Below are 26543 nucleotides of genomic sequence, written 5' to 3'. Positions count from 1 at the left end.
TCCGTCGTTCGGGAGTCCCTATGAACACCGCCGCCGCCATCCGCGCTCATCGCGGTCCCGCCGTTTTCAGCGTCGGCCTGCGCCCCTTCTTTCTGTTCTCTGCCCTGTGGTCGGCTATCGCCGCGCCGCTCTGGCTCTACGCCTTTCTCAGCGGCGGGCCTGTGGGGCTCAGCTGGCATGTGCACGAGATGCTGTTCGGCTATACGGGCGGGGTCATCGTCGGCTTCCTGCTGACCGCCGTGCCCAACTGGACCGGCCGCCTGCCCGTGGTGGGCACGCCCCTGGCACTGCTGTTTGGCCTGTGGCTGGCGGGTCGGGCAGCCATGCTGGCCATGGCCCTGAATGCGGATTTGGCGGCGGCGGCCTGGCCATTGATCATTGACGGCCTGTTTCTGTTCGCCATGGCCCTCGTGGTCTGGCGCGAGGTGCTGGCAGGACAGAACTGGCGCAATGTTCCGGTGGCCGTCATGGTCACATTGTTCGCCCTGGCCAATGCGGGATTTCATCTGGAAGCCGGAGCCGGCGGCGTCGCTACCCTGTCGACCCGGATAGGCCTCGCGGTCGTGGCCCTTCTGATCGCCGTGATTGGCGGCCGGGTCACCCCGAGCTTTACCCGCAACTGGCAGATCAAGCGCGACGGCCCTCTGCCGGCCGTCGCCGGCCGGTTCGACGCCGTGACCCTGGCGACCACCGCGGTGGGTCTGGCCGCCTGGAGCTTCGCCCCGACGCATCCGGCGGCGGGCGCCCTGCTGCTGGCGGCGGGCATTCTGAATCTGGTGCGGCTGATCCGCTGGCGCGGCGACGCCACCCTGGCCGAACCGCTCGTGTGGATCCTTCACCTCGGCTACCTGTGGCTTGCGGCGGGTCTGGTCCTGACGGGGTTGTCGGTCGCGGCTCCCGGCCTCGTTCCCCCCTCTGCGGGCGTCCATGCCCTTACGGCCGGCGCCGTCGGAGTCATGACGCTGGCCATTATGACCCGCGCCAGTCGGGGCCATACCGGTCGGGCCCTGACGGCCGGCAAGGTTGAGGTATTGATCTATGCCCTGATCAATGCGGCGGCCCTGACCCGGGTGGCGGGCGGCTTGTTGCCGACCGTCTATCAGCCGTTGTTGATCGTCTCGGCCGGGTTCTGGTCGGCGGCGTTTCTGGCCTTCGCGATCGGCTATGGTCCGATGCTGCTGTCGCCCCGTCCTGATCGCGGTTGATCGCAGTCAGGCGTAGCGGGCGGCGGCGGTCGCCTTGACCAGGGCGATCACGCGCTTCCCCGGAGCGAGGGCGAGCTGTTCCCTCGCCTGCCGGGTAATCAGTGCCTTCAGCCTCAGCCCGCCCGCCTCGAGCCGGACGAGGACGCCGTCAGGTCGGAGTTCGAGCGCCGCAACCTGCATCGGCAGCCGGTTCTGAAAGCTGGCGTCGACCGGATCCGTCAGAGCGAGCGCCACATCCCGCGCGTCGACGACAACCCGCAAACGATCGCCCGGGGGCACGTCGAGGAGCGGGGCCAGAAACGGGGTTCCCGCCAGATCGATGCGGGTGGCGTTCCTTGCGGAGTCGTGCGCGGTGACCCGTCCGTCGAGAATGGACAGCGGCGCGCTCAGCCCGGCGGCGGTCTCGGCCTCCGGTCGGTTGAACGCCGCGTCCGGCGGCTCCGCCCCCATGGCCCGAGCGTCGCCGACCAACACCACGCGATCCGCAAGGCGGGCGACCTCCTCGACCGCGTGGCTGACATAGAGGATGGGCGGTCCATCCCGGGCCAGTCGGTCCAGATAGGGCAGGATGTCGCCACGACGCGCCCCGTCCAGCCCCGCGAGAGGCTCATCGAGGATAAGCAGGCGGGGGCGGGTCAGCAGGGCCCGTCCGATCGCGACCCGGCGGACCTCGCCACCGGACAGCGCGCCCGGCCGGCGCTCCAGAATGCTTTCGAGTCCCAACAGACCCACCGCCTGGTCAAGGGCGGGATGAAGGTCACCCGATCGACGGGGTCCGTACAACAAGTTGTCGCGGACGGTCATGTGCGGAAACAGGCGCGCATCCTGAAACACATAGCCTATGCGCCGTTTCCAAACCGGGACCGACAGACCCGTGTCGGTGTTCAGGAGCACTTCTCCGTCCAGCAGCACCCGACCGCGCACAGGGCGGATCAGGCCGGCGACCAGTTCGGCCACCGTGGTCTTGCCGGCCCCCGAACGACCGAACAGACAGGTGATTTGGGCGTCGCTCGAAAACGCGACCTCAAGCGAGAAATCTTCGCGGACGATATGGGCCGAGACCTCCAGCATCACCGCGTCCCTCCGACCCGCCGGGCAACGGAGCGCGCGCCCCACTCGGAAAGGACAAGAGCGCCGATCGATACGCCGACCGAGATCAGGACCAGTCTCAGCACGGCCGCCTCGCCGCCGGGAACCTGGGTCAGGCTGTAGATGGCGAGCGGCAGGGTGCGGGTCTCTCCGGGTATGCTGGCGACAAAGGTGATGGTGGCGCCGAACTCGCCCAGCGCCTTGGCGAAGGACAGAACCGCCCCGGCAACAACTCCGGGCAGGGCGAGTGGCAGGGTAATGGTCAGGAAGCGAGTTATGGGTCTGGCGCCTAAAGTCTCGGCCGCGCGTTCGATCCGGGGATCGACCATGTCAAACGACAATCGCGCGGCGCGGACCAGCAACGGAAAGCCCATGACCGCCGCGGCCAGCGCCGCGCCCGTCCAGTCGAAGGCGAAGACGATTCCCATCGGTGCGAGCAGACGGCCAAGCGGCCCATTGTGACCGAATAGCAGCAGCAGCACATAGCCGGTCACCACCGGCGGCAGGATCAGGGGCAGATGGGTGAGGCCCGAAAGTAGGCCCTTGCCGGGAAAGCTGCAACGCGACAGCAGGTAGGCCAGGGCGACGCCCGGCGGCAGGCTGAACAGCGTCGCCGTCGCCGCAACCTTCAGCGACAAGCCAATGATCTGCTGTTCCTCAGGACTGAGCGCGATCATCCAGGCTGCTCAGACAGGCGCCGGCGCAAAGCCGAAGCGCCGAAACAGGGCCTGTCCGTCCGCGCCGTTCAGGAAATCCAGAAAGGCCTTGGCCGCCGCAGGGTCACCAGCCCCGTCCTGACGCTGAACCGGAGCCGCGGAATAGGTGATCAGTGCGTGACTGGCGGCGGGAAAGACGGCCACAACCCGCACCCGCGGCTCGGCGCGTGCGTCCGTCGCATAAACCACGCCCAAGGGAGCCTCACCGCGCGCGACCAGGGCCAGCGCCGCGCGGACGTCGCCGCCGGGGGCCAGCCGGTCTGCGACCGACTGCCACAGGTTCAGACGGGTCAGGGCTTCGCGCCCGTAGCGCCCGGCCGGTACGTTGGCTTCGGCGATCGCCAGCCGGCCATCGCCCAACTGCGCGGCCAGGTCGGTTGGCGAGGCCAGATTGACAGAAGTGAGGGGGGTCGCGTCCGGGACGATCAGCACCAGGGTGTTGGAGGCGAGCCGGCATCGGGCCGCAGTTTCGATCAGACCGCGTCGTTCCAGCCAGTCCATCCAAACCTCGTCGGCTGAAACGAACAGGTCAGCGGGCGCACCCTGCTCGATTTGGCGGGCCAATTGGGCGCTGCCCGCATAGATGGCCCGGACGGTTCGGCCGGAACGCCCCCGGTGATCGGCGAGAGCTGCGTCCAGCACCTCCCGAAGACTGGCCGCAGCGAAGAGGTCGATCGGCGCAGGGCCGGCGCGGCGGCGCGGCGCGCAGCCGGCGAGGACCGTAGCCGCAAGCAGCATCACCCCGTTTCGCCGTCCGATGCCCCGCGCATTCGCCATGGATCCGCGTCTCTTCCTGAGCCAGTTGGTCTGGTCCGCAGCTCCTGACTAGCATGGCCAGCGTCGTTAGCGGGACAGGGGACGCTGCGATAGGGCTTGATCTTCATCAAGGCCCGGAAGGCCTCGCGTTATAGGTTGAGGCAATCTGGTCCGATAGTAATCTTCGTGAGTTCGCTCCGAGCTGTCCGACCTAAAGCGCCTCCGCGCCACGGTCCGGCAGCCGGATCCGCGAGGATCAAGGGCGGCGGGAGAAATCCCTTCGCCTCCCGTGTTTGGAAAGGAGCTTCCATGGCGCTTGACGCCGCCCCCATGGCCGACGGCTTCGGCCGTCGGTTTCACTACCTTCGCCTGTCGGTGACGGAGGTGTGCAATTTCAGTTGCACCTACTGCCTGCCGAACGGCTGGAAAAAGACTGGCCCCCTCTCCTTCCTGACGGTGGAGGAGATTGGCCGGCTGGTGGCCGGATTTTCCGATCTGGGGCTCAGTAAGGTTCGCCTGACCGGCGGCGAACCCACCGTCCGCAAGGACTTCAACGCCATCATCGAAACGGTCTCGGCCGCGCCGGGAGTGGCAAAGGTCGCCATGACCACAAATGGCTGGAATCTGGCGCGTCACGCACCGGCCTGGCGAAGCTCGGGCCTCAGTCACATCAACGTCAGCATTGACTCCATCAACCCGGAGACGTTCCACCAGATCACCGGTCACGACAAGCTGAACCAGGTCCTGACAGGCCTGGACCTGGCCCTGGCCGAGGGCTTCTCCGCCGTAAAGGTCAACGCCGTTCTACTGCGCGAGACGGTCGAGGCCGGATTCGACGGCTGGGCGCGATTTGTCCGCGATCGGCCGGTCGCTGTTCGTTTCATCGAGCTGATGAAGACAACCGACAATGACGACTACTTCGCCCGCCATCATGTAAAGGCCCAAGGCCTGCGCGACTGGCTGGACCAGAATGGGTGGACGCCGACGCCGCGCGCCTTCGACGCGGGGCCGGCGCTGGAATATCGTCATCCCGATCACGCGGGGGCCATCGGCCTGATCGCGCCTTACGCTCCAGGCTTTTGCGACAGCTGCAACCGTCTGAGGGTCACCGCGCGGGGCAAGCTGCGCCTGTGCCTGTTCGGGGACGGCGGCGTCGATCTGCGCGATCTCCTGCAGGACGACGACGACCGCGATGCGCTGACGCAGCGCATCGTCTCGTCTCTGGGAGGCAAGTCAGCCGGCCATTCTCTCGCCCTGGGGCGTTCAGGCGACCTACGAAACCTGGCGCAGCTCGGAGGCTGATCAGCCGAGAACGGCGCCGCAGGTTCGGCCCGTTTGCGTGGCCCATCGCTCGCTCTCGGCCTTGCCGACGGCGCCAGACGGGGGCGGCATGTGATTGTCGATCAGCGGGTGGGGCCGCGCCAACCGTTCAAGGGCCTCCGGACGGCCCAGGCTGACCTCCGCCCCATGCACGACCACCCCGTAGCTGGACAGATTGGCGAAGGCCCGTGACAGATTCTCCGGGGACATGCCCAGCAACGAGGCCAGCACCCGTTTCTCATGAGGAAGGACGATCGGGTCGCTCATCCCCTGACGGACCCTCTGGGTGATCAGATAATTGGCCAGCCGCTCAACCCCGCCCCGGAGCTTCTGGTTCTTCACCGCCCGGACCAGGCCGCGGTAACAGCCGGACAGTTCCTGGGCCACCGCAAAGCTGAAGTCGGCGTCCTGCCGCATGGTGCGGCGAAGGGCTTCCCCCGACAACATCAGGATTTCGGACCGCTCCAGGGTCCGCGCGGACATCAGGGCGTCAGCATCCAGGACGACGGCGGCGAGAATGAAGGTGGACACCGGCCGCAGCAGCGCCAGGGTCGTCTCCTTCTCTTTCCAGGACCCCTGGAGTTCGACTGCCCCGTCCAGCACAACATAGAGAAAATCGACAGTGTCGCCTTCCATAAGCAGGGTCGTGCCCGCGGGAAACCGCTGCAGGAAGGCCCCGGCCGTGACGTCTCTGAAGACTTCTGGCGAAGCCCGGGAGAACAGCGGCAGCGCCCTGACACGGTCAAGATCGGCGGCGCGCATGGTCATCGGGCTTGCTCCTGGTGCGGTTCGTTAGCGAGGCTCTAACTTGATCGGCTCCGCTCCGCACGACCGCAGCCTCTCCCTAAAGCACCACTTGATGATTATCAATCAACGTAGATGTTTAAGGCAATCCACCAGCCGCACCTTGTAGATTTACTGCAGTTTTCTTGTATCGAGACCCATTTGGTCCAACTCCACCAAGAGTTCAATTGATAACGATCAAATAGCGCACGCGAAACGCGCGCTAGGACACATGGAACGACAGCCGGCGAGCGGCGACGTTCCATGGAGCAGGCCAGGTGGTATCCGCCTCCGAAACATCAGCGCCGGGCGCGGCGTCCGCCCTTTGGGTCAGCACCTTCGCCTTCACGGCGTGTTTTGCGGTGTGGACGATCTTCTCGATCATCGGGGTCCAGATCAAGACTGACCTCAGCCTCAGCGAAGCGCAATTCGGCCTGCTGGTCGGGACGCCGATTCTGACCGGCTCGCTGGTGCGGGTGTTTCTCGGCGTCTGGACCGAACAGTTCGGCGGACGGCGCGTCAATCTGATCGTCATGATCCTGGCCGCAGCCGCGACCTTCCTGCTGTCCTACGCTGAGACCTATCCCCAGTTCCTGGTCGCGGCGCTCGGCGTCGGCATGGCGGGCGGGGCCTTCGCGGTCGGCATCGCCTATGTCTCGAAATTCTTTCCGGCCGGCCGGCAGGGAACGGCGCTCGGCATTTTCGGCGCGGGCAATGTCGGCGCGGCGGTGACCAAGTTCGCGGCGCCCTTCGTCATGCTGGCGCTGGGCTGGGAGGCCGTGGCCCAGATCTGGGCCGGGGCGCTGCTGATCGTCGCCCTCGTGTCCTTCGTCCTGACCCGGGACGAGCCCCAGCTGATCGAGCGTCGGCGGACGGGCCAGAAGCCCGTGGCCGCCTGGATGCAACTGGCGCCGTTGAAAGACATCCGGGTCTGGCGTTTTGCCCTCTACTATTTCTTCGTCTTCGGCGGGTTCGTCGCTCTCGCCCTCTGGCTCCCGCATTATCTGACCGGCGCCTATGGGCTGGGAATCGGCGCGGCCGGGATGCTGGCCGCGGCCTATTCGATCCCCGGCTCACTGTTCCGGGTGTTCGGGGGCTGGCTCTCCGACCGGATCGGGGCCCGAAAGGTCATGTACCTGACCTTCGTCATCAGCGTCGTTTGCGCCTTCATCCTGTCCTATCCGGCGACCTCGTATGTAGTCGACGGCATCGACGGGCCGATCCAATTCCGCTTGGCGATCAGCCTGCCGGTCTTCACCGTGCTGGTCTTCATCCTCGGCTTCGCCATGAGCCTGGGCAAGGCGGCCGTCTTCAAACACATCCCGGTCTACTACCCCGATCACGTCGGCTCGGTCGGCGGGCTGGTAGGCATGATCGGCGGGCTCGGCGGCTTCATCCTGCCCATCACCTTCGGCGTCCTGAATGACCTGACCGGCGTCTGGACCAGCTGTTTCATGCTGCTGTTCCTGCTGGTCCTGGCCGCCCTCGTCTGGATGCATTTCGCCGTCCGTCGGATGGAGCGTCGTCGCTCCCCCATGCTGGCGACGTTGCCGGAATTCCCCGAACTGGCCGGCGTCGGTCCCGACCAGGCAGCGGCCGCCTCATCCCTCCGCTCGAACTAGAGAAAGACGCGCATGTCCCGTCACATTCTACACGACTGGCGCCCGGAAGAGCCGGCGTTCTGGGCCTCCACCGGCCAGCAGATCGCGCGTCGCAATCTGTGGATCTCTATCCCGAACCTGCTGCTGGCCTTTTCCGTCTGGATGCTGTGGTCGACGGCGGCCACCCGCCTCAACATGGTCGGCTTCCAGTTCTCGACGGCCGAACTGTTCTGGCTGACGGCGCTGCCAGCCCTTTCCGGCGCGACACTGCGAATCTTCTACAGCTTCATGGTCCCCATTTTCGGGGGTCGTCTCTGGACCACGCTGTCCACCCTGTCGCTGGCGATCCCGGCGATCGGCATCGGTATGGCGGTGCAGAACCCCGACACGCCCTATGTGATGTTCGTCGTCCTGGCCCTGCTGTGCGGCCTGGGCGGCGGGGCGTTCGCCTCGTCGATGGCCAATATCGGCTTCTTCTTTCCCAAGGCCCAGAAGGGCAACGCCTTGGCGCTGAATGCGGGGTTCGGAAACCTGGGGGTCAGCGTCCTGCAATTCACGGCGCCGCTGGTCACCGGCCTCGCCCTGTTCACGCCTCTCTTCGGGGCGCCGCAGACCTACCTGGAAAATGGCGTCCAGCATCAGGTCTGGTTGCAGAACGCCGGCTTCGTCTGGGTGCCGTTCATCCTGATCGCCGCCGCCGCCGCCTGGTTTGGCATGAACGACGTCGCCTCCGCGCGGGCCTCGTTCCGTGAGCAGGCCGTGGTGTTCAAGCGCAAGCACAATTGGCTGATGTGCTACCTCTACATCGGCACCTTCGGCTCATTCATCGGCTTCTCTGCGGCCTTCCCCCTGTTGGGCAAGACGCTGTTCCCCGACGTGAATATCCTCCAGATCGCCTTCCTGGGGCCCCTGGTCGGAGCCGCGTCGCGGGCGATGACCGGCTGGGTGTCAGACCGCTGGGGCGGCCAGAACGTCACCCAGGTGGTCTTCTCCGCCCTGATCATGGGGGTGCTGGCGGTGCTCTACAGCGTCGGCGCCTTCGGCGGCGAGCCGGTGTTCGGTCTGTTCTTCGCCAGTTTCATCTGGCTGTTCTTCTGGACCGGCGTGGGCAACGCCTCGACCTTCCAGATGATCCCCGCCCTGGTGCGCGCCGACATGCCCCGCCTGCTGCCCCGCGCAACGCCGGCTGAGCGGCTGAAGGCCTCGGAGCTGGAGTCGGCGGCCATCGTCGGCTTCTCCTCGGCCATCGGCGCCTATGGCGGCTTCTTCATCCCCCTGGCCTTCGCCAACTCCATGAAGGCCACCGGAGGGCCGACGACGGCCCTCTACATCTTCCTTGTCTTCTACATCACCTGCGCCGTCGTGAACTGGGTGTTCTACGCCCGCCGGCGCTCGATCCTGAACCTCTCTCCCAACACGGCGGCCTGATCATGAGCCATACCCTGGACCGTCTCGCCTTCTTCACGCGCAAGACAGAACTGTTCTCGGACCGCCACGGCGTCATGAACGACGACGACCGCAGCTGGGAAGAGGCCTATCGGAACCGCTGGCGTCACGACAAGATCGTGCGTTCGACCCACGGCGTGAACTGTACAGGCTCGTGCTCGTGGAAGATCTACGTCAAGGGCGGGATTGTCACCTGGGAGACCCAGCAGACCGACTACCCCCGCACCCGACCGGACCTGCCCAATCACGAACCACGCGGCTGCGCGCGTGGGGCCAGCTACAGCTGGTATCTCTATTCGGCCAACCGGGTGAAATATCCGCTGGTGCGCTCCCGTCTGCTGCGGGTGTGGCGCAAGGCGCGTGAGACCATGGAGCCGGTCGCGGCCTGGGCCTCGATCCAGAACGATCCCGCCGCCCGAAAATCCTACACCAGCATGCGCGGAGCCGGCGGCTTTGTGCGGGCCGACTGGGAAGAGATCACAGAGATCATCGCCGCCGCGAACGCCCACACGGTCAAACGCTGGGGCCCGGACCGGGTGTTCGGCTTCTCGCCGATCCCGGCCATGTCGATGATCTCCTATGCGGCCGGCGCGCGCTATCTTCAGCTGCTGGGCGGCGCCTGCGGCTCCTTCTACGACTGGTACTGCGACCTGCCCCCGGCCTCGCCCCAGACCTGGGGCGAGCAGACCGACGTGGCCGAGAGCGCCGACTGGTACAATTCCAGCTTCATGCTGCTGTGGGGCTCAAACGTTCCGCAGACCCGCACGCCGGACGCCCATTTCTACACCGAGGCGCGCTACCGCGGGGCCAAGTCGGTGGTCATCTGCCCCGACTACTCCGAGGCCTCGAAATTCTCGGACCTGTGGCTGCCCGTCAAACAGGGCACCGACGCGGCCCTGGCCATGGCCTTCGGTCACGTGATCCTCAAGGAGTATCACGTCGACAAGCAGGTGCCGTATTTCCGCGACTACCTCCGCCAGTACAGCGACCTGCCGATGCTGGTCCGGCTGGTCCCCCAGGAGGGCGGCTATGTCCCCGAGCGCCTCGTGCGCGCCTCGGATTTCGTTGGTGATCTCGAGCAGGTCAACAATCCCGACTGGAAGACGGTCGCCGTCGACGAGGCCAGCGGCGAAATCGTCGTGCCCAACGGCTCTATCGGCTTCCGCTGGGGCGAGGACGGCCGCTGGAACCTCGAGGAACGCGACGCCGCAGGCCGCGAGACCACTCTGAAGCTGGGTCTCAAGGACGCGCATGACGAGGTCGCCGGCGTCCGCTTCCCCTATTTCGCCAACACAGCCAGCAACGGCTTCGCCTCTACCGATCACCCCGACGTCCTGACCCGCAACGTGCCGGTCCGGCGGGTGATGTTGAAGGATGGCGAGGCGCTAGTGGCCTGCGTCTATGACCTGTTCCTGGCCAACTATGGCGTCGACCAGGGCTTCGGCGGCGACTGCATGCCGGAGTCGTTCGACGACCTGCAGCCCTATTCGCCTGCCTGGGCCGAGGCCATCACCTCGGTCCCGCGCGACCAGATCATCGCCACGGCCCGGGGGTTCGCCACCAATGCCGAGAAGACCAACGGCAAGTCGATGGTGATCATCGGCGCGGCGATGAACCACTGGTTCCACATGGACATGAACTACCGCGGCGTCATCAACATGCTGGTGATGTGCGGATGCGTCGGGCAGTCCGGCGGCGGCTGGGCCCACTATGTCGGACAGGAGAAGCTGCGGCCTCAGACGGGCTGGGCCCCGCTGGCCTTCGCCACCGACTGGATCCGGCCGCCCCGCCAGCAGAACTCCACCTCGTTCTTCTACGCCCACTCCGACCAGTGGCGTTACGAGACCGTCGGCATCGACGAACTGCTGTCGCCGACGGCCCCCGAAGGGCCGTGGAAGGCCTCGATGATCGACTTCAACGTCCGGGCCGAGCGGATGGGCTGGCTGCCCTCCGCCCCGGCGTTGAAAGCCAACTCGCTGGACGTGGCCAAGGCCGCCGAAGCGGCTGGAGTCGATCCCAAGGCCTACACCCTCGATGGGCTGAAGGACCGCTCGATCGAACTGTCCTGCATGGACCCGGACGACCCGGCCAACTGGCCGCGCAACATGTTCATCTGGCGCTCGAACCTGCTGGGGTCCTCGGGCAAGGGCCACGAGTATTTCCTCAAACACCTGCTCGGCGCCTCGCACGGCGTCCAGGGCAATGACCTGGGCGAGACCGGGCAGGTCAAGCCCGTCGATGTTGTCTGGCATGACGAGGCGCCGGAGGGAAAACTCGACCTGCTGGTGACCCTCGACTTCCGCATGTCGACCACGGCCGTCTACTCCGACATCGTCCTGCCGACGGCGACCTGGTACGAGAAGAACGACCTCAACACCTCCGACATGCACCCCTTCATCCATCCGCTTTCGGCGGCGGTGGACCCGGCCTGGGAGTCGAAGTCGGACTGGGAGATCTTCAAGGCCATCGCGAAGAAATTCTCCGCTGTCGCGCCGGAGGTGCTCGGGGTCGAGAAGGACGTCGTCCTCACCCCGATCCAGCACGACAGCCCCGGCGAGATGGCCCAGCCCTTCGAGGTCAAGGACTGGTTCCTCGGCGAGTGCGAGGCGATCCCCGGCAAGACCATGCCCCAGATCACCGTGGTCGAGCGCGACTACCCCAACCTCTACAAGCAGTTCACGGCGCTCGGCCCGCTGCTCGACAAGGTCGGCAACGGCGGCAAGGGTCTGGCCTGGAAGACCGGTCACGAAGTCGATCTGTTGCGCGAACTGAACGGCGCGGTGCTGGACGTCGGCCTGACCGAGGGCATGCCCAGCATCGATACCGACATCGACGCCTGCGAGACCATCCTGATGCTCGCGCCGGAAACCAATGGCGAGGTCGCGGTCAAGGCCTGGGCCGCGCTGGAGAAGCAGACCGGTCGCGAACACACCCACCTGGCCCTGCCCAAGGAGGATGAGAAGATCCGCTTCCGTGATCTGCTCGCCCAGCCGCGCAAGATCATCTCATCGCCCATCTGGTCGGGCATCGAGAGCGAGAAAGTCTGCTACAACGCCGGCTACACCAACGTGCATGAGCTGATCCCCTGGCGGACGCTCACGGGCCGGCAGCAGCTCTATCAGGATCACCTGTGGATGCGGGCCTTCGGTGAGGCGCTGTGCGTCTACAAGCCGCCGATCGATCTGAAGACGACGCATGTGAAAGGCCTCAAGCCCAACGGCGAGACCGAGATCGTCCTCAACTTCATCACTCCGCACCAGAAGTGGGGCATCCACTCGACCTATTCCGACAATCTGCTGATGCTGACGCTCAACCGCGGTGGGCCGGTCGTCTGGATCTCGGAGACGGACGCCCGCAAGGCCGGCATCGTCGACAATGACTGGATCGAGGTCTTCAACGCCAATGGAGCCCTGACGGCCCGGGCCGTGGTCTCCCAGCGGATCCGTGAAGGCACGACCTTCATGTACCACGCCCAGGAGAAGATCGTGAACACGCCGGGGTCGGAGATCACCGGCCGACGCGGCGGCATCCACAACTCGGTCACCCGCACCGTGCTCAAACCGACCCACATGATCGGCGGCTACGCCCAGCTGTCCTACGGCTTCAACTATTACGGCACCGTGGGCTCCAACCGGGACGAGTTCATTGTCCTGCGCAAGATGAAGACGGTCGACTGGCTGGATGAGCCGCTCGAGTCCAAGGAGTTCGGCCAATGAAGATCCGCGCGCAGATCGGCATGGTGCTGAACCTCGACAAGTGCATCGGCTGTCACACCTGCTCGGTCACCTGCAAGAACGTCTGGACCAGCCGCAAGGGCGTTGAATACGCCTGGTTCAACAACGTCGAGACCAAGCCGGGCATCGGCTATCCCAAGGAGTGGGAGAACCAGAAGAAGTGGAACGGCGGCTGGCGGCGCAAGGCCAACGGCAAGATCGAGCCGCGCATGGGCGCCAAATGGCGCATCCTGGCCAAGATCTTCGCCAACCCCGACCTGCCCGAGATCGACGACTATTACGAACCCTTCGACTTCGACTACGGCCACCTGCAGACGGCCCCGGAGATGAAGCATTTCCCCACCGCCCGGCCCCGTTCGCAGATCACCGGCAAGCGGATGGAGAAGATCGAATGGGGCCCCAACTGGGAGGAAATCCTCGGCGGCGAGTTCGCCAAGCGGTCAGAGGATTCCAATTTCGAGGGCATCCAGAAGGAGATCTACGGGCAGTTCGAAAACACCTTCATGATGTACCTGCCGAGGCTGTGCGAACACTGCCTCAACCCCACCTGCGTGGCCGCCTGTCCTTCCGGCGCAATCTACAAGCGCGAGGAAGACGGCATCGTCCTCATCGACCAGGACAAGTGCCGGGGCTGGCGGATGTGTGTCTCGGCCTGCCCGTACAAGAAAATCTATTACAACTGGGACTCCGGCAAATCGGAGAAATGCACCTTCTGCTTCCCGCGGATCGAGGTCGGCCAGCCGACGGTCTGTTCGGAAACCTGCGTGGGACGGATCCGCTATCTGGGCGTGCTGCTCTATGACGCCGACCGGATCGAGGCGGCGGCCTCGACCCCGGACGTGAAGGACCTCTACCAGGCCCAGCTCGACATCTTCCTTGATCCCCACGATCCGGCCGTCATCGCCCAGGCCCGGGCCGACGGCGTGCCGGAGGCCTGGCTCGAAGGCGCGCGGCGCAGCCCGGTCTACAAGATGGCCATCGACTGGAAAGTCGCCTTCCCGCTTCACCCCGAATACCGGACCCTGCCGATGGTCTGGTATGTGCCGCCGCTGTCGCCGATCCAGAACGCCGCCGCCGTCGGCGCCCTGGAGATGGACGGCGAGATGCCGGATGTGAACTCGCTCCGCATCCCGGTGAAATACCTCGCCAACCTGCTGACCGCCGGGGTCGAGGCGCCGGTGACCCTGGCGCTGCGACGCATGCTGGCCATGCGCGCCTATATGCGGGCCAGGACCGTGGACGGGCGCATCGACCACGGCCTGGCTGAGACGGTCGGCCTGACGGCAGCCCAGATCGACGACATGTACAAGATCATGGCCATCGCCGATTACGAGGATCGGTTCGTCATCCCCTCAACCCATCGCGAGACGGTCGAGGACGCCTATGACCTCCGCGGCGGCTGCGGCTTCACCTTCGGCAACGGCTGTTCGGGCGGGCGCACCGAACTGGGTCTGTTCGGCCCCGACAAACGCTCGCGCGCCAAACCGACAGCAGAGGTGGCTTGATCATGGCATTGACCTATCGCGCCCTCGCGCTTTTCCTCAGCTATCCGACTGCGGACATCCAGGCCGCCGCGCCGGCCGCCATGGCCGCCATCCGCGAGGAGGGCATGGTCCCCGCGCCCATCGTCGGGGCGCTGGAAAAGCTGGTCCGCAAGCTGGAATGCGAGGACCTCTTTGATCTCCAGGAGGGCTTCGTTCACCTGTTCGACCGGACGCGGTCGCTGTCGCTCAATCTGTATGAACATATCCACGGCGAGAGCCGAGACCGCGGACAGGCGATGGCAGCCCTGATCGAGCTTTATCGCTCCTACGGGCTGGAGCTGACGGCCAATGAGCTGCCGGACCACCTGCCGGTGTTCCTGGACTTCCTGTCCACCTTGCCCAACGAGGAAGCCGCCTCCCTGCTCGGCGAAGGGGCCCATGTTCTCGCCGCCCTGACCGAACGGCTGCACAAGCGCGAAAGCCCCTATCGGGCCGTGTTCGGGGCGCTCACGGCCATGACCGGAGCCGTGCCCGACTCCGACGCCGTCGCCGCCCTGATGCAGGAGCCCGACGACAATCCGGACGACCTGGAGGCGCTGGACAAGGCCTGGGAAGAGACCGCCGTCACCTTCGGCCCGGCCGACGCCGGCTGTCCAAAAGCCGATTCCATCCTGTCCGCCATGAACGCCGCCCCGCCCCCCGACAAGAGCCGCCGCGCCGGCGCGGCTGCCTGAGGATCTCCACTATGGACCTGAATTTCATCGTCTTCGGCGTCTATCCCTATATCGCCATGGCGGTTCTGGTGATCGGCTCGATCCTGCGCTTCGATCGCGAGCAATACACCTGGCGCACCGGCTCGTCGCAGCTTCTGCGGCGCAAGCAGCTGATGCTGGGCTCCGTCCTGTTCCACCTCGGAATCCTCGCCATCTTCGCCGGGCATTTCGTTGGACTGCTCACGCCAATCGCAGTGTGGGACTTCCTGGGCGTCAGCCATGGCTTCAAACAGATGCTGGCCATTGTCGCGGGTGGCGTCGCCGGCGCCTTCTGCCTCGTGGGCGGGCTCCTGCTGTTGCATCGACGGGTATTTGATCCACGGATCCGCCAGACTTCCAGTTTTGGCGACACCGCCATCCTGGCCATCCTGCTGATCCAGCTATGTCTCGGCCTGGCCACCATTCCTCTCTCGCTGGGCCATCTCGACGGCCACGAGATGATCAAATTCATGACCTGGGCGCAGGGGATCTTCACCCTCAATCCTGACAGCGCGGGCTTCATCGCCGACGTCCACTGGATCTTCAAGGCGCACCTCAGCCTCGGCCTGACCATCATCCTGATCTTCCCGTTCACCCGGCTGGTCCACATGCTGTCGGCGCCAGTCTGGTATCTGAACCGCCGCGGCTGGCAGCTCGTCCGCAGCAAACGCCAGATGCCCGTCGCGCGCCGCACCGGGAACGTGAGACGATGAGCGCCGTCATTGTCATCGACGGAGTCGCGCTTCCCGAACGCCTGGTCGCCGAGGAGGCCCAGAACCATCCCGCCGCGACACCCGAGGCGGCACGGATGGCGGCGGCGCACGCCCTGGCCATCAAGGCCCTGTTGCTGAACCGGGCGCATCAGCTCGGCCTGTCGCCGCGGCCGGAGATGGATGAGGACGGTCGCGAGGAAACGCCGGAGGAAGCTTTGGTCCGGGCAGTGCTGGACGTGGAGATCGAGGTGGAGCGCCCCGGCGAGGCGGAATGCCGGCGAGTCTATGACAGCACGCCCGAGCGGTTCCGCACCCCGGCCCTGACCCAGGCCTCCCATATCCTGTTCGCGCCGAAGGGCGAAGACGAGGCCGCCTGGGCGGCGGCGCGCAGCGCGGCCCGGGCTGCCATCGCCGAGCTGGCGGTTTATCCGCACCGGTTTGCGGACCTGGCCGAAACTCTCTCGGACTGCCCGTCCAAGGGCGTCGGCGGCTCTCTGGGCCAGCTCTCGCCGGGTGATCTCGCCGCCGAGGTCGAGGCCGGGCTGGACCAACTGCAAGACGGCGAAACCGCCTCCGAGCCAGTGCGATCACGTTTCGGCTGGCACGTCCTGCGCCTTGAGCGCCGCATCGAGGGTCGCCGGCTGCCTTTCGAACATGTCCTGCCCCGTATCGCCCTGCATCTGGAAAGCCGGGCCTGGACGGCGGCTGCGGCCCGCTACGTCTCCGGCCTCGCGGCCGACGCTCGCGACTGTGGCGTCGCGCTAAGCGTGACCGAGGACGGCGGGCTCGCGCCTGGAGCCCTCTCCTTGGGCGACCTGCTACGCGATCAGTCCGCGGTCACGGCCCGTCTGGAAGTCTGGTTGGACCAGGCCGATGCGGCGCTGGCCACGCATGCCCGGGAGACCGCCGCCGCAACCGGCGCCAGTCTGGCCGAATTCGTCCAGGGTGAAATCGCCAGCTTCATCCAGGGCGCTGATGACCAGGGCTGGACCCGACTGATTTCGGCCGCCCAAGGCTCGGACGATCCGGCATTGGCCTGTGTGCGAGCGATCCTGAAATCGAAATTGAAAACGCCAGCCCGATCCTACGCTATCGTCCGGAGACACTGATATGCCGACAGTTGGCCACACGGCCCTTCTGGCGCTCGCTGTGATGGCGGCCCCGGTCCTGGCCTACGCCCAGTCTCCCGCGCCGTCGCCTGCGGCGGGGGCGGCGGCCGCCTCTACCCGGTCGGGCGATATCCTGTTCGAGAGCCGTCTGCGCTATGAGGGCGTCAGTCAGGAAGGGCTCGATGACGCCACGGCGGTGACGCTGCGCGCGCGTCTGGGTTGGCAAAGCCCGGAGCGTTCCGGCTTCCGCCTGCTGGTCGAGGGCGAGGCGGTCGTCGCCCTCGTCGATGACTACAACGACACCATCCGCGGGCCCGCCCGCTATCCCGTGGTGGCCGATCCGGAAGTGTTCGAACTGAACCGGCTTCAGGTCGCCTGGACCGGTTTGCCGGATACCGAGGTGATCGTGGGCCGACAACGCATCGTGCTGGGCTCCGCCCGGTTCGTAGGCAATGTGGGCTTCCGCCAGAACGAGCAAACCTTCGACGCGGTCAAGGTGACGACCCGCGCGTTTGAGCCGCTCACCCTCACCTATGCCTGGATCGACCGGGTTCACAGGGTGTTCGGCGACGACAGTCCCGTGGGCGAGTGGCGCTCGGACAGTCACCTGATCAATGTCGAGGCCCCGACCCCGGCGGGCAAGTTGACGGCCTATGGCTATCTGCTGGATTTCAGCAACGCCCCGGCCCAGTCCTCGGCGACCTGGGGCGCGCGACTGGAGGGAAGCCGCAGCCTGTCGCCGGACTGGTCGGCCCTCTATGCGGTCGAGTACGCTCGCCAATCGGAGTACGGGGCCAATCCGGCCCGGTTCGACCTCGACTATGGGCTGGTCTCGGCGAGTCTGAAGCGCGGTCCCTTTACGGGGACGTTGGCCCTTGAGCGACTGGACGGAAACGGCGCCCAGGCGTTCCAAACACCCCTGGCGACCCTGCATGCCTTCCAGGGCTGGGCCGACGTCTTCCTGACCACGCCGAGGGACGGTTTGCGCGACGTCTCCGCCACGGTGAGCTATGCGGTCGCCCATCCGCCCGTGGGGCGCAGCGGCGTCCTTACCGTCTCCTGGCGTGAGTTTCACGACGTCGACGGGTCCGCGCGCTATGGCAGCGAATTGGACTTGTCGGCGCGGTTGGTGCTCGACCCCCGTTGGGCGATCGAGATCAAAGCCGCGCACTTCGACGGCGCCGCAGCTGCCTTCCCCGCCCGCGACAAGGTCTGGGCCGCCCTCGACTATCGGTTTTAGGCCGATGACCGGGCAGGGAGCGCATGATCGATGACCCAGAGCCCCCGGATCGAGCCGCTGCCGCCAGGTTTGATTCATGAACCGCTGAACTGGCTGTTCGCCGAACACTATCGCCATCGGCAGTTGTGCCAGTTGATCGAACGGGTCGGCAACGCGACGGTTCTGCTGAACGACGAGGCCCATGAGATCCTTGATTTCCTGCGCCATGACATGCCGCTTCACGTCATCGACGAGGAGGATGATCTGTTTCCGCTGCTGCGACGGCGCTGTCAGCCCGCCGACGAACTGGACGCCGTGTTGGGGGCGCTTTCGGCCGAGCACCACGATGATCTTGACCGAGCCCGCACCCTGATCGCCGCGCTGGAACGGGCCTTAGCGGAAGGGCGGGCGCCGGGTCATGATCGGGAGAGCCGACGCCTTTTCACGGAGTTCGCGCTGCATGAGCGCCGCCATATTGCCCTGGAAAACGCCGTTGTTCTGCCGATCGCCCGCCTTCGCCTGACCGCCGCCGACCTGAGGTCGCTCAGCATTCGGCTGGCAGCGCGTCGCGGCGTCCTGTTGGATCCTGAAGGAGACGAGGCGGCGTCATGATCGAGTCGCTGCTGCGCAACAACCTCAACTGGGCGGCCACCAAAACCCGGCTTGATCCCAAGTATTTTCGCCGCCTTTCAGAACAACAGGCGCCGGAATATCTTTGGATCGGCTGTTCCGACAGCCGGGTCCCGGCCAATGAGATCGTCGGCCTGCAGCCCGGCGAACTGTTCGTCCATCGCAACGTCGCCAATCTCGCGCCGGCCCAGGATATGAACCTGCTGGCCGTGCTCCAGTTCGCCCTGGAGACGCTGAAGGTGCGGCACATCATTGTCTGCGGCCACTATGGGTGCGGCGGTGTGCGCGCCGTGCTGGACGGTGAGCGCCACGGCATCCTCGATCACTGGATGCAGCGCGTTCAGCGCCTGTGCGAAGACCATCAGCCGGATCTTGACGCCATCCAGGACCCCGAGACCAGGGTCAACTTCATCTGCGAGAAGAACGTCCTGGCACAGGTGCGGGCGCTGTCCCGCAATCCCTTTGTCACCGACGCCTGGCGCCGGGGTCAGTCGGTGTCGATCCACGGTTGGATCTATTCCATCCGCGACGGCCTGGTCCGGGACCTCGAGACGACGGTCAGTGACGCTGGCGATGCCGGACGACTGGTCGCGCCGCTCCCGCTTCCTCGACGCGGCGGCGGCCCCCGGATCGCCTCACGCCCACCGATCCCGCGGCGACCCGGGGCACGTGAATGAGCCTGGTCGTAGCGATCCTCGCCGGCGGGGCGGGACGGCGGATCGGCGGAGGCAAGCCGCGCCGGCTGCTCGGTGGATCTCGTCTGCTGGATCATGCCCTGACCAGGGCGCACAGTACGGCAGCGCCCTTCATCCTGGTCGCGCGCAACCCCGAACAGGTTGAGGGTTTCGCCGGGACAGTGGTGCTCGATGCCCCCGGGATCGAGGGTCCGCTCGCGGGCCTGCTCTCGGCACTGACGTGGGCCGCGGACGCCGGCGCCGACCGGGTGCTGACCCTCCCCTGCGACATGCCTTTCCTGCCTTTCGACCTGCACCATCGGCTGGAGCAGGCCTTGACGCTGAACCTCGGGGTAGCAGTCGCCGCCAGCCACGGACGGCTGCATCCGGTCTGCGCCCTGTGGCGCACCGCCGTTGTGTCGACGCTGGTGCGACGGGCGGGCGAGGGGCGATTGTCCCTTCGCGGACTGAGCGAAGCCGTCGGCTGCGCCGTCGTGGACTGGCCCGTCGAGGGGGGCGACCCCTTCATCAACATCAACACAGCCGAGGACCTGGCAGCGGCGGAGGCGACCCTCACATGACGGCGCTGGCGGAACCGCTACTGGTCCATGCGTCGCGGAGTCTGCCGCGCTATACGAGCTATCCCACCGCCCTCGCCTTCCAGCCGGCCCCCGACGACACCCTGACGAGAGACTGGCTGGGCGCGATCCAGCCGACCGATGCCCTGTCGATCTACGTCCATGTTCCGTTCTGCGAACGTCTTTGCTGGTACTGCGGTTGCCACACCAGCGTGCCGAACGGCTATGACCGGATCGCCGATTTTCTGGGCCACCTCGCGAGAGAGCTGGACCTGTGGTCCGACGCCCTGCCGCCGCACGCCGGCGCCGCCCATGTCCATTTCGGGGGCGGCAGTCCCAATTCGCTGACGGCGGCCGACTTCACGGACTTGATGACGTCGATTGCGCACCGGTTCACGCTGCGGCCCGGGGCCGAGGTGGCGGTCGAACTGGACCCGGGCCATCTGGACTCCGACTTCGCCCGGGGACTTGGCGCTACCGGCGTCACCCGAGCCAGTCTTGGCGTCCAGACCTTCGATCCTGAGGTCCAGCGGCAGGTCAATCGCATCCAGCCGTTCGAGCGGGTCGAAGCGGCGGTCGGCGACATCCGCCGGGGCGGGGTCGAGGCGATCAATTTCGACATGATGTACGGCCTGCCTGGCCAGACTCCGGACAATGTCGCGGCCAGCCTGACGACCGCTCTCTCTCTGGTCCCGGACCGGGTCGCCCTGTTCGGCTACGCCCATGTCCCATGGATGAAAAAGCACCAGTCGATGATCCGCCACCAGGATCTGGCCGATGTCGCCGGACGATGGAGTCAAGCCGAGGCAGCCGAGGCTGTTCTCCTGGCGCACGGCTACATCCGGATCGGCATGGACCATTTTGCACACCCCGGCGACCCCATGGCGGCGCAGCTGGCGAACGGCGGCCTGCGCCGCAACTTCCAGGGCTATACCGACGACCCGGCCGCAGTGCTGATCGGCCTTGGCCCCTCGGCGATCAGCGCTTTTCCTCAAGGCTTTAGCCAGAACGCATCGCGCGTGGACCAATGGGCGATGGCCGTGAAGCGCGGCCAGTTGCCTGTGTCGCGCCAGCTGGCGACGACCAGAGAAGATCGCCTCCGAGGAGCCGTCATTGAGCGACTGATGTGCAGTCTGGAAGTGGACGTGGAGTCCGTTTGCACGGATCATGGTTACGCGGTGAGCACTCTCGACGATGAACTGGAGTCGGCTCGGACGCTGATGGCGGCTGGTCTCTGTGCCGTGTCCGGACGGCGGATCCGCGTTTCACCTGAACTTTCGCGGCTGGTGCGGGTGGTCGCCGCCTGCTTCGATCATCAGGCAGCCCCGCCATCAGCGAGGCACAGCCTGGCGATCTGAGGGCGCTGGCCGAGTCGAAGACGCCAGCCGCACAGCCTCACGCCCCCTGCCCCGTGCGCGCCTCGCGGAGACAAGTTGTCATTGGACTGACAGCACCGCCACCGCCCCTTGTCATGAACCAGCTCCTGGCGCCAGCCTGAGGTCCTTCGCCCTGAGGCCGTCAGCCGGCGGAGTAGCTGGTCTTGGTCTGGGTGAAGAACTCGACCGCCGCGAACCCCTGCTCCCGCGCGCCATAGCTGGATGATTTCGAGCCGCCGAACGGGACATGATAGTCGACCCCCGCCGTCGGCAGATTGACCATCGTCATCCCCGCCTTCGCCCGCCGCTGGAAATCGCGGGCGTGTTTCAGCGAACTGGTGACGATGCCGGCCGAGAGGCCGAACTCGACGCCGTTGGCGATCTCCAGCGCCTGCTCATAGTCCTTGACGCGGATGGTCGAGGCGACCGGGCCGAAGATTTCTTCGTTGTTGATCCGCATGCCGGCCCCGGTGTCGACGATCAGGGTCGGCTGGACGTACCAGCCCGGCTTTTCCAGCTGCAGCCGCTGGCCGCCGGTGACCACCCGGCCGCCCTCGCCGCGCGCCACCTCGATGTAGCGGTAGGAGGTCTCCATCTGGTCCTCGGACACGGCCGGGCCCATCTGGGTCTGGGGGTCAAGGGCGTCGCCGACCCGCAGAGCCGCGACCCGCTCGGCCAGGGCCGCGACGAAGCGGTCGTGGATGCCGTCCTGCACGATCAGCCGGCTTGAGGCCGTGCAGCGCTGACCGGTGGCGAAGAAGGAGCCGTCCAGCGCGATCTGCACCGCCCGGTCGAGGTCGGCGTCGTCCAGCACGATCAAGGGGTTCTTGCCGCCCATCTCCAGCTGGACCCGCGCCTGACGGCGGACCGCGCCCGCCGCCACGCCCGCGCCGACGCCCTGGGAGCCGGTGAAGCTGAGGCCGTCGACGTCCGGGTGGTCAACGATCGCCTGCCCGACCCGGCCCCGCCCGATGACCATGTTGAGCACCCCCTTGGGCAAACCCGCCTCATGCAGGATCGCGACCAGGGCCTCGGCCGTCGCGGGGGTCGGGCCGGCGGGCTTCATCACCACCGTGTTGCCGAAGGCCAGGGCCGGGGCGGCCTTCCAGGCCGGGATGGCGATGGGGAAATTCCATGGCGTGATCAGGCCATAGACGCCGACCGCCTGACGATAGGTCTGGATTTCGACGCCCGGTCGGACCGAGGCCAGGTTCTGGCCGTGCACGCGCAGGGCCTCGCCGGCGAAATATTTCAGCACCCGACCGGCGCGGACCGTCTCGCCAATCCCCTCCGCCAAGGTCTTGCCCTCCTCACGGGACAGCAGCCGACCCAGCGCCTCGCGCCGCTCCATCACCAGCGTCCCGGCGCGGTCGAGAACATCCGAGCGCAACTCGGGCGACGCCTCGGACCAGCCTGTGAAGGCCGCCTTGGCCGCCGCCACCGCCGCATCGACCTCGGCCTCGCCGCCGTCGGGGGTGCGGGCGACCACCTCGCGGGTGTCCGACGGATTGAGGCTCTCGCCCGGACGCTCGGCTGAGACCTTCTCGCCGTTGATCCAGTGGTTCAGTTCGATCGTCTCGGTCATGGCGGGTCCCCGGTCTGGTAGGGTCGATCTAGCAACCGGAACGCCCTTGCGACAGGCCTCTAAGCCAACCGGAGCCGCAAAGTCTGCGATAAGCTGGTCGGAATGAGCGAGTCGGAGCGGATCATGAGCGCAGCGCAGACCGGAACGGCGGCGGGCTGGCGCTTCTGGATCGACCGGGGCGGCACCTTCACCGACCTCGTCGCCCGCGCGCCGGACGGGTCGCTGCAGACCCGCAAACTGCTGTCGGACAATCCGGAGCAGTATGCCGACGCCGCGGTCGAAGGCGTCCGGCGGATTCTGGATGCAAAGACCGGCCCCCTGCCCGCCGGCCTCGTCGCCGAGGTCCGCATGGGCACCACCGTGGCCACCAACGCCTTGCTGGAGCGCAAAGGCGAGCCGGTCGTGCTGGCCATCACCCGCGGCTTCGGCGACGCCCTGCGCATCGGCTGGCAGAGCCGGCCCGACCTGTTCGCCCGCCACATCGTGCTGAACGACCAGCTCTATGACCGGGTCATCGAGATCGACGAACGCGTGCGGGCCGACGGCGGGATCGACCGGCCGCTGGACGAGGACCGGGCGCGGGCTGACCTGACGGCGGCGCGGGCGGCCGGATTCCGGGCCGTGGCCATCGTGCTGATGCACGGCTGGCGCTTCACCGACCACGAGCGGCGGCTGGCGGCCATCGCCCGCGAGATCGGGTTCGAACAGATCTCGGTCAGCCATGAGGTCGGGGCGTTGATCAAGCTGATCGGGCGCGGCGACACCACGGTGGCGGACGCCTATCTGTCGCCGATCCTGAGAGCCTATGTGGACCGGGTCGGCGCGGACCTCGGCCCGTCGACCCCGCTGCTGTTCATGCAGTCCAGCGGCGGGCTGACGGCGGCCGAGGCGTTTCGCGGCAAGGACGCCATCCTGTCCGGCCCGGCGGGCGGGGTGGTCGGCATGGCGGAGACCGCGCGGGCGGCGGGCTTCGACCGGGTCATCGGCTTCGACATGGGCGGCACCTCGACCGACGTCTCGCATTTCGCCGGCGACTATGAGCGGACCTCGGACGCCGTGGTGGCGGGGGTCCGGCTGCGGGCGCCGATGTTGGGCATACATACGGTGGCGGCCGGCGGCGGCTCGATCTGCCGCTTCGACGGGTCGCGGCTGAGGGTCGGGCCGGAGTCGGCGGGGGCCGTGCCGGGCCCGGCAGCCTATCGCCGGGGCGGCCCCCTGACGGTGACCGACTGCAACGTCATGCTGGGCAAGCTCCGGCCGGATCAGTTTCCCGCGGTGTTCGGGCCGAACGGCGACCAGCCGCTCGACGCGGAGGCGGTGAAGGCGGGCTTCGAGACGCTGGCTGCCGAGGTAACCCGCGCCACGGGCCGCCACGCGACCCCCGAAACCCTGGCCGAGGGCTTCGTCACCATCGCCGTCCAGAACATGGCCGAGGCGATCAAGTCGGTCTCGATCCAACGTGGCTATGACGTCACCCGCTATGTGCTGAACTGTTTCGGCGGCGCGGGAGGCCAGCACGCCTGTCTCGTGGCCGACGCCCTCGGCATGACCCGGGTCATGCTCCACCCGTTCGCGGGCGTGCTCTCGGCATACGGCATGGGACTGGCCGAGGTGCGGGCGATCCGGCAGGCGACGGTGGCCGTGCCACTCGGGACCGCCGGCGAAGCCGCCTTGGCTGCACGCGTCGAGGCTCTGGACCGTCAGGCGCGCGGCGATCTGATCGCCCAGGGTTTCGCTGATACGGCGCTCTCCACCCTGGTCCGGGCCGAGATCAAATTCGCCGGTTCCGACACCCCGCTGGTCGTTCCGTTCGGCCCGGCCAACGAGATGCGCGCGGCCTTTGAGGCCCTGCACCGGCTCCGGTTCGGCTTTTTCGCCGGGGACAAGGCCCTGCTGGTTGAGACGCTGGAAGCCGAGGCCGTCGCCGCCTCGGGTCAAACGCCGTCCACGGTCGCGGGAGGCGCGTCGGGCCAGGCCCCGGTCGCCGTCACGCGAGTCCCGGTGCGCATGGCGGGCGCCGGCCATGATGTGCCGGTCTATCGCCGCAGCGACTTCGGACCCGACGCCGCCGTCGACGGTCCGGCCATCATCCTGGAGGACACAGGAACCACCGTGGTCGAACCGGGCTGGCGCGCCTCGGCGGACGCCGCGCTGAACCTGATCCTCGAGCGGGTTAAGCCCCTGCCCGCGCGCACGGCCATCGGCACAGACGCCGATCCGATCATGCTGGAGGTGTTCAACAGCCGCTTCATGGCCTGCGCCGAACAGATGGGCGAGGCGCTGCGGGCCACGGCCTATTCGGTCAACATCAAGGAGCGACTCGACTTCTCCTGCGCCATCTTCGACGCCACCGGGGCCCTGATCGCGAACGCCCCGCACATCCCCGTGCATCTCGGCTCGATGGGCGAGAGCATCCGCACCGTCATCGCCTCGCGCGGCCGCGGCGCGGACGGACGCGGCATGAAACGCGGCGACGTCTATATGCTGAACGCCCCCTACAACGGCGGCACCCACCTGCCCGACATCACCGTCATCATGCCGGTGTTCCTCGACGCCGACGAGGCGCCGGCCTTCTTCGTCGCGGCGCGGGGCCATCACGCCGACGTCGGCGGGATCACCCCCGGATCGATGCCGCCCTCGTCGCGGACGGTCGAGGAGGAAGGGGTGCTGATCGACGATTTCCTGCTGATCGACGCCGGACGGCTGAGAGACGCTGAAACCCGCGCCCTGTTCGCCTCGGGCCGGTATCCGTCACGCAATGTCGATCAGAACATGGCCGACCTGAAGGCCCAGGTCGCCTCCTGCGCCCGCGGCGGCGGCGAGCTGACGCGGATGGTCGCCGAGTTCGGACGGCCGGTAGTCTCCGCCTATATGGGTCACGTCCAGGACAATGCCGAAGAGGCCGTGCGCCGCGCCATCGCCGCGCTGAAGCCAGGGTCGTTCGCACTGGAGATGGATGACGGCGCGGTCATCCGGGTGCGGATCGACGTCAACACCGAGGCCCGCAGCGCTGTCGTCGACTTCACCGGGACCAGCGGGCAGCTGCCCAATAATTTCAACGCCCCGCTGTCGATCGCGCGGGCGGCGACCCTGTACGTCTTTCGCACGCTGGTGGACGACGCCATCCCGCTGAACGAGGGCTGTCTGAAGCCGATCCGGCTGATCGTTCCGGAGGGCTCGATGCTGAACCCCCGTTACCCTGCGGCGGTGGTAGCCGGGAACGTCGAGACCAGCCAGGCAGTGGTCGACTGCCTGTACGGGGCACTCGGCGTGCTGGCCGCCAGCCAGGGGACGATGAACAATTTCACCTTCGGCGATGACGCCCGCCAGTACTATGAAACCATCGCCGGCGGCTCGGGGGCGGGGCCCGGCTTCGACGGGGCGTCGGCGGTCCAGACCCATATGACCAACAGCCGTCTGACCGACCCCGAGGTGCTGGAAACGCGGTTCCCGGTGTTGCTTGAGGAGTTCTCGATCCGGCGCGGCTCCGGCGGCGAAGGGGCCAACCGGGGCGGCGACGGGGCGGTGCGTCGGGTGCGGTTCCTGGAGCCGCTGACGGCGGCCATCCTGTCCAACCATCGGCGCACCGCCCCCTTCGGCGCAGCCGGCGGCGAGGACGGGGCCGTCGGCGTGAACCGGGTCGAACGGATCGACGGCTCGGTCGAACAGCTGGGCGCAACGGCCGAGGTCGGGATGGCCGCGGGCGACGTCTTCGTCATCGAAACACCGGGCGGCGGCGGTTTCGGCGCGAAAAGGGCTTCCTGAACCGCGCG

20 protein-coding genes and 1 riboswitch are annotated in these 26543 nt (G+C 67.0%); of the genes, 15 read left to right on the top strand and 5 right to left on the bottom strand.

Translation table 11 applies throughout. From position 1 onward, the window contains the following. The first annotated feature begins 20 nt into the window (after nt 1-20). On the top strand, nt 21-1205 hold the full coding sequence (locus tag ACTIEW_RS10565) for an NnrS family protein (protein WP_439477861.1): 1185 nt from the start codon (nt 21-23) through the stop codon (nt 1203-1205). A gap of 6 nt (nt 1206-1211) precedes the next feature. Here ACTIEW_RS10565 and modC read toward each other — a convergent pair whose 3' ends face one another. From modC to modA, 3 genes are read right to left on the bottom strand one after another with little or no spacing between them, the layout of a single operon-like run. Beyond that, entirely contained in the window at nt 1212-2276 is a 1065-nt protein-coding gene (gene modC, locus ACTIEW_RS10560) for a molybdenum ABC transporter ATP-binding protein (protein ID WP_439477860.1), read from the bottom strand. Further along, complete coding sequence (gene modB, locus ACTIEW_RS10555) at nt 2276-2971, bottom strand: molybdate ABC transporter permease subunit (protein WP_439477859.1); 696 nt, start codon at nt 2969-2971, stop codon at nt 2276-2278. Before modB ends, modC begins: the two co-directional genes overlap by 1 nt. Before the next feature lie 9 nt (nt 2972-2980). Beyond that, complete coding sequence (gene modA / locus ACTIEW_RS10550; protein WP_439477858.1) at nt 2981-3787, bottom strand: molybdate ABC transporter substrate-binding protein; 807 nt, start codon at nt 3785-3787, stop codon at nt 2981-2983. A gap of 162 nt (nt 3788-3949) precedes the next feature. Next, nucleotides 3950-4087, top strand: a riboswitch (molybdenum cofactor riboswitch). Between modA and moaA the strand changes: the two genes are divergently transcribed. Then, complete coding sequence (gene moaA, locus ACTIEW_RS10545) at nt 4076-5068, top strand: GTP 3',8-cyclase MoaA (protein WP_439477857.1); 993 nt, start codon at nt 4076-4078, stop codon at nt 5066-5068. It overlaps the preceding riboswitch by 12 nt. Here moaA and ftrB read toward each other — a convergent pair whose 3' ends face one another. Then, nucleotides 5069-5854 carry a transcriptional activator FtrB gene (gene ftrB / locus ACTIEW_RS10540; protein ID WP_439477856.1) on the bottom strand — a complete coding sequence of 262 codons (786 nt, stop codon included), beginning with the start codon at nt 5852-5854 and terminating at the stop codon, nt 5069-5071. Between the two features lie 293 nt (nt 5855-6147). Here ftrB and ACTIEW_RS10535 point away from each other — a divergent pair, with 293 nt between their 5' ends. Genes ACTIEW_RS10535 through hemN form a run of 12 tightly spaced genes read left to right on the top strand, consistent with a single transcriptional unit; the run spans nt 6148 to nt 21167 of the window. After that, nucleotides 6148-7491, top strand: coding sequence for an MFS transporter (locus ACTIEW_RS10535; RefSeq protein ID WP_439477855.1), 1344 nt, complete (start codon nt 6148-6150; stop codon nt 7489-7491). Between the two features lie 12 nt (nt 7492-7503). Beyond that, the gene (locus ACTIEW_RS10530) at nt 7504-8898 is read left to right on the top strand and encodes an MFS transporter (protein WP_439477854.1); all 1395 of its coding nucleotides are present in this window, start codon (nt 7504-7506) and stop codon (nt 8896-8898) included. A 2-nt stretch (nt 8899-8900) separates the two neighbouring features. Beyond that, complete coding sequence (locus ACTIEW_RS10525; protein WP_439477853.1) at nt 8901-12632, top strand: nitrate reductase subunit alpha; 3732 nt, start codon at nt 8901-8903, stop codon at nt 12630-12632. Beyond that, on the top strand, nt 12629-14155 hold the full coding sequence (gene narH, locus ACTIEW_RS10520) for a nitrate reductase subunit beta (protein ID WP_439477852.1): 1527 nt from the start codon (nt 12629-12631) through the stop codon (nt 14153-14155). Before ACTIEW_RS10525 ends, narH begins: the two co-directional genes overlap by 4 nt. Nucleotides 14156-14157: 2 nt before the next feature. After that, nucleotides 14158-14868 (top strand): nitrate reductase molybdenum cofactor assembly chaperone, encoded by a 711-nt coding sequence (gene narJ / locus ACTIEW_RS10515; protein WP_439477851.1) that lies wholly within the window; start codon nt 14158-14160, stop codon nt 14866-14868. Between the two features lie 11 nt (nt 14869-14879). Beyond that, the gene (gene narI / locus ACTIEW_RS10510) at nt 14880-15599 is read left to right on the top strand and encodes a respiratory nitrate reductase subunit gamma (RefSeq protein WP_439477850.1); all 720 of its coding nucleotides are present in this window, start codon (nt 14880-14882) and stop codon (nt 15597-15599) included. Beyond that, nucleotides 15596-16708, top strand: a complete 1113-nt coding sequence (locus ACTIEW_RS10505) for a peptidylprolyl isomerase (protein ID WP_439477849.1) — start codon at nt 15596-15598, stop codon at nt 16706-16708. Before narI ends, ACTIEW_RS10505 begins: the two co-directional genes overlap by 4 nt. Nucleotide 16709: 1 nt before the next feature. After that, entirely contained in the window at nt 16710-17948 is a 1239-nt protein-coding gene (locus ACTIEW_RS10500; protein WP_439477848.1) for an alginate export family protein, read from the top strand. Nucleotides 17949-17978: 30 nt separating this feature from the next. Further along, the gene (locus ACTIEW_RS10495) at nt 17979-18539 is read left to right on the top strand and encodes a hemerythrin domain-containing protein (protein ID WP_439477847.1); all 561 of its coding nucleotides are present in this window, start codon (nt 17979-17981) and stop codon (nt 18537-18539) included. After that, nucleotides 18536-19234, top strand: coding sequence for a carbonic anhydrase (locus ACTIEW_RS10490; RefSeq protein WP_439477846.1), 699 nt, complete (start codon nt 18536-18538; stop codon nt 19232-19234). Before ACTIEW_RS10495 ends, ACTIEW_RS10490 begins: the two co-directional genes overlap by 4 nt. Then, entirely contained in the window at nt 19231-19812 is a 582-nt protein-coding gene (gene mobA / locus ACTIEW_RS10485) for a molybdenum cofactor guanylyltransferase (RefSeq protein WP_439477845.1), read from the top strand. Before ACTIEW_RS10490 ends, mobA begins: the two co-directional genes overlap by 4 nt. Further along, the gene (gene hemN, locus ACTIEW_RS10480; protein WP_439477844.1) at nt 19809-21167 is read left to right on the top strand and encodes an oxygen-independent coproporphyrinogen III oxidase; all 1359 of its coding nucleotides are present in this window, start codon (nt 19809-19811) and stop codon (nt 21165-21167) included. The genes mobA and hemN overlap by 4 nt, the downstream gene beginning before the upstream one ends. A gap of 160 nt (nt 21168-21327) precedes the next feature. On the opposite strand, the gene ACTIEW_RS10475 is transcribed toward hemN, so the two are convergent. Beyond that, nucleotides 21328-22770, bottom strand: a complete 1443-nt coding sequence (locus ACTIEW_RS10475; protein WP_439477843.1) for an aldehyde dehydrogenase family protein — start codon at nt 22768-22770, stop codon at nt 21328-21330. A gap of 123 nt (nt 22771-22893) precedes the next feature. On the opposite strand from ACTIEW_RS10475, the gene ACTIEW_RS10470 reads away from it, so the two are divergent. After that, nucleotides 22894-26535: a hydantoinase B/oxoprolinase family protein gene (locus tag ACTIEW_RS10470; RefSeq protein ID WP_439477842.1), complete on the top strand. Its 3642-nt coding sequence runs from the start codon at nt 22894-22896 to the stop codon at nt 26533-26535. Nucleotides 26536-26543: the final 8 nt, after the last annotated feature.

The organism is Brevundimonas sp. (assembly GCF_051860745.1).
In the GTDB taxonomy this organism is placed as follows: Bacteria; Pseudomonadota; Alphaproteobacteria; order Caulobacterales; family Caulobacteraceae; genus Brevundimonas.
The sequence above is the reverse complement of the archived record's forward strand: the minus strand, read 5'-3'. Positions and strand labels throughout refer to the sequence as shown.

Excerpts from the sequence above, each read along its gene's own strand:
- ftrB (WP_439477856.1), bottom strand. The coding sequence starts at position 5,854 with ATGACCATGCGCGCCGCCGATCTTGACCGTGTCAGGGCGCTGCCGCTG.
- ACTIEW_RS10500 (WP_439477848.1), top strand. The coding sequence starts at position 16,710 with ATGCCGACAGTTGGCCACACGGCCCTTCTGGCGCTCGCTGTGATGGCG.
- modB (WP_439477859.1), bottom strand. The coding sequence starts at position 2,971 with ATGATCGCGCTCAGTCCTGAGGAACAGCAGATCATTGGCTTGTCGCTG.
- ACTIEW_RS10505 (WP_439477849.1), top strand. The coding sequence starts at position 15,596 with ATGAGCGCCGTCATTGTCATCGACGGAGTCGCGCTTCCCGAACGCCTG.
- hemN (WP_439477844.1), top strand. The coding sequence starts at position 19,809 with ATGACGGCGCTGGCGGAACCGCTACTGGTCCATGCGTCGCGGAGTCTG.
- mobA (WP_439477845.1), top strand. The coding sequence starts at position 19,231 with ATGAGCCTGGTCGTAGCGATCCTCGCCGGCGGGGCGGGACGGCGGATC.
- ACTIEW_RS10475 (WP_439477843.1), bottom strand. The coding sequence starts at position 22,770 with ATGACCGAGACGATCGAACTGAACCACTGGATCAACGGCGAGAAGGTC.
- modA (WP_439477858.1), bottom strand. The coding sequence starts at position 3,787 with ATGGCGAATGCGCGGGGCATCGGACGGCGAAACGGGGTGATGCTGCTT.
- ACTIEW_RS10490 (WP_439477846.1), top strand. The coding sequence starts at position 18,536 with ATGATCGAGTCGCTGCTGCGCAACAACCTCAACTGGGCGGCCACCAAA.
- moaA (WP_439477857.1), top strand. The coding sequence starts at position 4,076 with ATGGCGCTTGACGCCGCCCCCATGGCCGACGGCTTCGGCCGTCGGTTT.
- ACTIEW_RS10530 (WP_439477854.1), top strand. The coding sequence starts at position 7,504 with ATGTCCCGTCACATTCTACACGACTGGCGCCCGGAAGAGCCGGCGTTC.
- modC (WP_439477860.1), bottom strand. The coding sequence starts at position 2,276 with ATGCTGGAGGTCTCGGCCCATATCGTCCGCGAAGATTTCTCGCTTGAG.
- ACTIEW_RS10470 (WP_439477842.1), top strand. The coding sequence starts at position 22,894 with ATGAGCGCAGCGCAGACCGGAACGGCGGCGGGCTGGCGCTTCTGGATC.
- narI (WP_439477850.1), top strand. The coding sequence starts at position 14,880 with ATGGACCTGAATTTCATCGTCTTCGGCGTCTATCCCTATATCGCCATG.
- ACTIEW_RS10525 (WP_439477853.1), top strand. The coding sequence starts at position 8,901 with ATGAGCCATACCCTGGACCGTCTCGCCTTCTTCACGCGCAAGACAGAA.
- ACTIEW_RS10495 (WP_439477847.1), top strand. The coding sequence starts at position 17,979 with ATGACCCAGAGCCCCCGGATCGAGCCGCTGCCGCCAGGTTTGATTCAT.
- narH (WP_439477852.1), top strand. The coding sequence starts at position 12,629 with ATGAAGATCCGCGCGCAGATCGGCATGGTGCTGAACCTCGACAAGTGC.
- ACTIEW_RS10565 (WP_439477861.1), top strand. The coding sequence starts at position 21 with ATGAACACCGCCGCCGCCATCCGCGCTCATCGCGGTCCCGCCGTTTTC.
- narJ (WP_439477851.1), top strand. The coding sequence starts at position 14,158 with ATGGCATTGACCTATCGCGCCCTCGCGCTTTTCCTCAGCTATCCGACT.